This window comes from Clostridium sartagoforme (genome assembly GCF_004794105.1).
Lineage (GTDB): Bacteria > Bacillota > Clostridia > Clostridiales > Clostridiaceae > Clostridium > Clostridium sartagoforme_B.
Genome location: NZ_SRYR01000024.1, coordinates 1 through 5,219 on the forward strand (window position 1 = coordinate 1; position 5,219 = coordinate 5,219).

3 protein-coding genes and 1 other annotated feature are annotated in these 5,219 nt (G+C 28.7%); of the genes, 2 read left to right on the top strand and 1 reads right to left on the bottom strand.

The features are described 5' to 3' along the window. The first annotated feature begins 282 nt into the window (after window positions 1–282). Window positions 283–450, top strand: a binding site (T-box leader). Between the two features lie 43 nt (window positions 451–493). Then, complete coding sequence (locus E5347_RS16585) at window positions 494–1,885, top strand: glycine--tRNA ligase (protein ID WP_136008336.1); 1,392 nt, start codon at window positions 494–496, stop codon at window positions 1,883–1,885. Between the two features lie 462 nt (window positions 1,886–2,347). Then, window positions 2,348–3,724 (top strand): UDP-N-acetylmuramoyl-L-alanine--D-glutamate ligase, encoded by a 1,377-nt coding sequence (gene murD, locus E5347_RS16590; RefSeq protein WP_136008337.1) that lies wholly within the window; start codon window positions 2,348–2,350, stop codon window positions 3,722–3,724. A 75-nt stretch (window positions 3,725–3,799) separates the two neighbouring features. Here murD and E5347_RS16595 read toward each other — a convergent pair whose 3' ends face one another. After that, entirely contained in the window at window positions 3,800–4,789 is a 990-nt protein-coding gene (locus E5347_RS16595) for a DUF5050 domain-containing protein (RefSeq protein ID WP_136008338.1), read from the bottom strand. Window positions 4,790–5,219: the final 430 nt, after the last annotated feature.

The window sequence follows — 5,219 nt, forward strand, 5'->3', positions numbered from 1 at the left end:
CTCGGCTGTTAACCGATAGGTTGGAGGTTCGAATCCTCTCCACGGAGCCATTTTATAAAAGAGTTTTATAAGAGTAGATTTATAATCTATTGTTATAAAACTCTTTTTTGTTTTTTAGTAAATTACAATAAATCAAAATTTGAAGATAACTTTATGAGTATAGTAAAACCGATAATCTAGGAAGTGAATTTTTTATTTGAAAATTATAAAGTATATACATTGTGAATAATTCTTTTTTGCTTGACATATAAAAGGCTTTTGGTAAAATGGATATATAATTTAATAAATGCTGTGAGAAAGAGGAGTAAGCTTAAAGTTTATTTTAGAGAGGCGATGATTGGTGAAAATCGTTATAAATTTAAGTTGAAGGGCGCTTTTGAGTATTAATTTTTGAAAGCAGGGCTAGAGCCAAGAAGGGTGGAACCGCGGAATAAGTATTTCGTCCCTTTAGGTTTAGGGCCTTTTTTTATTATAAAAAATTGGAGGTATTAAAATGGCAGTAGAAAAAACTATGGAAAAAATCGTTGCTCTTTGCAAAAGCAGAGGATTTGTATTCCCAGGATCTGAAATATACGGAGGACTTGCAAACTCTTGGGATTATGGCCCATTAGGAGTTGAATTCAAAAATAATGTAAAAAAAGCGTGGTGGAAGAAGTTTGTACAAGAAAGTCCATATAACGTTGGAGTAGATTGTGCTATATTAATGAATCCAGAAGTTTGGGTTGCATCAGGACACGTTGGGGGATTCTCTGACCCTTTAATGGATTGTAAAGAATGTAAAGCTAGATTTAGAGCTGATAAAATAGTTGAAGATCATATGACTGCAAATGGTGCAGAAGTTGCAAGTGCAGATGGTTGGACTAATGAACAATTAAAAGACTATATTGAAAGCAATAAAATTGTTTGCCCTAAGTGTGGTAAGTTAAACTACACTGATATTAGAAAGTTTAACTTAATGTTTAAGACTTTCCAAGGGATTACTGAAGATTCAGCTAGTACAATATATTTAAGACCAGAAACTGCTCAAGGTATATTTGTAAACTTTAAGTCAGTTCAAAGATCTTCAAGAAAGAAAGTTCCATTTGGGATTGCTCAAATAGGTAAGTCTTTCAGAAATGAAATTACACCAGGAAACTTTACTTTTAGAACTAGAGAATTTGAACAAATGGAATTAGAATTCTTCTGTAAGCCAGGAACAGATTTAGAATGGTTTAAGTATTGGAAAGATTACTGCCTAAACTTCTTATTAAACTTAGGAGTTAATGAAGGTAACCTTAGAATGAGAGATCATGGTGAAGAAGAATTATCATTCTATTCTAATGCTACATCAGATATTGAATACTTATTCCCATTTGGTTGGGGTGAGTTATGGGGAATAGCAGATAGAACTGATTATGACCTTAAAAAGCACCAAGAACATTCAGGTCAAGATATGAGCTACTTAGATCCTACTACTAATGAGAAATATGTACCTTACGTAATAGAACCATCATTAGGAGCTGATAGAGTTGCTTTAGCATTCTTAGTTGATGCATATGATGAGGAAGAATTAGAAGGTGGAGATGTTAGAACAGTAATGCACTTACATCCAGCTTTAGCTCCATATAAGGCTGCTATATTACCACTTTCAAAGAAACTTTCTGAAAAAGCTTTAGAAGTATATGCTGATTTAAGTAAGAAGTTTAATTTAGAATATGATGAAGCTGGAAGTATCGGTAAGAGATATAGAAGACAAGATGAAATTGGAACTCCATTCTGTATCACTATAGATTTCGATACTTTAGAAGATGGAGCAGTTACTATCAGAAATAGAGATACTATGGAACAAGAAAGAGTTAAGATTTCTGATTTAGAAGCTTATATCGAAAAAAGTTTAGAATTCTAATTATTAATATTAAAAAGATGATATAAATAGAATGATCTATTATAAAGTAAGATAGCTCAGTTAGAATATAGCTGTGGTATTATCAGCTTAAATTAAAATTAAAAATTAATTATGTGATTCTTACAGAATTACTAAAATTATTTGCTTAAAAAAACTCCTACGGGAGTTTTTTTCATTAAATTTTTTAATTATTCTTAAATTTACGATGTGCCACAGCACCTTCTCCCTATTTTTGTATTTAATTATTTAAAGTGTTATAATAATTTTAAATTGGGACAGACTTAAATAATGGTAATTAGATAGACTTATACATAGTAGAAGAAAGATTAGAAGCTATTATATATAGTTGTTAAAACATTGTACCTACTGAAAAATTGTTAGATGAAAAATAACTTAATAACAAGGTAGAATCTTTATTATAACTTATATATAATATTTTTATAGATATTTGGAGGAAGTAGTATGAAAAAATCGTTTGAGGAATTTAAAGAATTTATTAAAGGTAAAAATGTTGCAGTAGTAGGAATAGGGGTTAGTAATATACCTCTTATTAGATTTCTAGTTAAACTTGGAGCTAAGGTAACAGCTTTTGATATGAAAAGTAGAAATGAACTAGGTGATATTGCTAATGAATTTGATAGTCTTTCAGTAGTTTTAGAATTAGGTGAAGGTTACTTAGATAGATTAACAGGATTTGAGGTTGTATTTAAAACACCATCAATGAGAATAGATTGTGACGCATTAGTTAGGGCTAAAAATGAAGGTGCTTATATTACTTCTGAAATGGAAGAGTTCGTAAGATACTGCAGGGGAAAAGTATTTGGAGTAACAGGAAGTGATGGGAAGACAACAACTACAACTATTATTTCAAAGTTATTAAAAGAAGCTGGATATAAAACTTGGGTAGGAGGAAATATTGGAACTCCATTATTTGCTAATATTGAAGAGATAAAAGAAGAAGATAAGGTAGTGTTAGAGCTATCTAGTTTTCAACTTATGACAATGAAATTACCTATAGATGTTGCTGTAGTAACTAATTTAGCACCAAATCATTTAGATATGCATAAAGATATGCAAGAATATATAGATTCTAAAAAGAATATCTTCTTATATCAAGAAAATGATGAAAGGTTGATATTAAATAGAGAAAATGATATAACTCATGGTTTTGTAAATGAAGCAAGGGGTGAAGTTAAAGAATTTAGCTCAAAGAGAGAAATATCAGATGGAGCATATTTTAAAGATAATGCCTTATATCTAGAAGGTAAAGAAGTTTGTAAGAAGGATGATATTTTAATTAAGGGAATTCACAATGTAGAAAATTATTTAGCTGCATTCCTAGCAACTAAAGATGATGTATCTATAGATGTTATGAAAAGAGTTGCAGAAACTTTTGGCGGAGTAGAACATAGATGTGAATTAGTTAGAGAGGTTAATGGAGTTAAGTATTATAATGATTCTATAGCTTCAAGCCCAACCAGAACATTGGCTGGATTATTTGCTTTTGAGAGAAAGGTAATATTAATAGCTGGTGGATATGATAAACAAATTCCATTTGAACCATTAGCATATGAGGGATATCCATATATTAAGGAGCTTATTTTATTAGGTGCAACTAAAGATTTAATAAAGGCATCTTTTGATAAGCTTAAAGAAGAAAAAGGTATAGAAGTTAATACTATTATAGTGGAAAGTTTAGAAGAGGCTGTGCTAAAGGCAAAGGAAGTAGCAGTACCAGGAGATATAGTAACATTATCGCCAGCTTGTGCTTCTTTTGATATGTTCCCTAACTTTGCTATAAGGGGAGATAAGTTTAAGGAATTAGTAAATAGCTTATAGAGTTGAAATATAGTAAATAAAGAGATTGCTTTAAGCAATCTCTTTTTCTTTATAATAGAAAGTCTATATCTAAAGTTATTTGTTTTTTAATAAGATAACTTCGTTTATGTTAGAAGCAGCTTCTATAAATAAGCCATCTTCATATGGGAAATAATCATTAGTAAAACTTGAAAAGACTTCTTCGTATTTAAGCTCATCATTATCTCCTTCCTCAGAAATCTTATAAATAGAGTTTGGATCATCATTATTTATAAAGTATATAGTATTTTCATATTGTTTTAATTTAGATGCACTTAAAGATAAAACTTTTTTTACTTCTAAATTAGAAGCATCTATAGAATATACATAGTTTTTCTCTGTCGTATTTGAAAATAATATGAAATTATTATATATTACAAAGCTATCAACAGGATAATCTGTTAATTTAAAGTTGGCAGAAGCATCAATTTTTAGGCAATATAACTTATTTCCATCTTCAATGTTTTTATAAAATATTGAATTGTTGTTTAGTATAAACTCACTTGCTTGTTTTGATGATAATAATTTTTTCTCAGTAGTCTTTAGATTAATTGAATAAATACCCTTACTTAATGAATCTATGTAATATAAAAAATCGTTTTGATAAACTAAGTTAAAAGTAGAATTGTTTATAACATTAGTTATTTCTTTCTTTTGATAATCTAATTTATAAACGCCTTTATCAGCAGATATTGATGAAAAGTATATGTAGTTACCGTCTGATACTAATGAATCTACTGAATAGTCAAAGCTTTCTTTAATAATAGATTCATTTATAGTAGATGTATCTTCTTTTATTTCAGCAACCGAAAGTTTATTATCATTATTAGGATCAGGGAAGAATAATAAGTTTCCTAAAAAGGAGTATTTAGTATAATCAGAAGTTTTACCTGATAGAACTATTCTCTTTGAAGTATCTATTTCTTTTTTATATGATGTAGTTAAAGTTGTTTTATTTTCATCTGAAGATGTTTGGTCATCAGCTTCTGAACAACCTACTAATAAAAAAGAAGAAGCCATAATAATTGCAATTATTTTTTTGATCATAAAAATCCCCCTAAAATTTTACTGTTATAATATACATTATATATTAATATCGAATATATATTAAGAAAAGTAATATATTAAGCCAAATAATAAATTACAATATAAGGCATATAGTGTCCTAAAAGTAAATTAACTCCCCCTGGCGTATCATTATATAAAATTTAAAGAATAAAGTAGAATAAATTAGCTAGATAAAAATAATTTTTAATAATAATATAATTGAGTATTTGAAGGATAAAATAATCGTGATATTATAAATAGCGTCGTCGGGAACGGCGGTTAACTGAGAGAGAAAATTGTAAAACAAAAGTGTTGACAATTTAAAACTCAAATGTTATTATAAATGAGCAAGTTGCTTAAGACTTGCAAATGAGATCTTTGAAAATTGAACAGAATAAAGTTAAGTAAAATAAACCAGCAATTCTTTTAA

Bases quoted from the DNA above. Each gene is read 5' to 3' on its own strand.
- E5347_RS16585 (WP_136008336.1), top strand. From the start codon at position 494: ATGGCAGTAGAAAAAACTATGGAAAAAATCGTTGCTCTTTGCAAAAGC.
- murD (WP_136008337.1), top strand. From the start codon at position 2,348: ATGAAAAAATCGTTTGAGGAATTTAAAGAATTTATTAAAGGTAAAAAT.
- E5347_RS16595 (WP_136008338.1), bottom strand. From the start codon at position 4,789: ATGATCAAAAAAATAATTGCAATTATTATGGCTTCTTCTTTTTTATTA.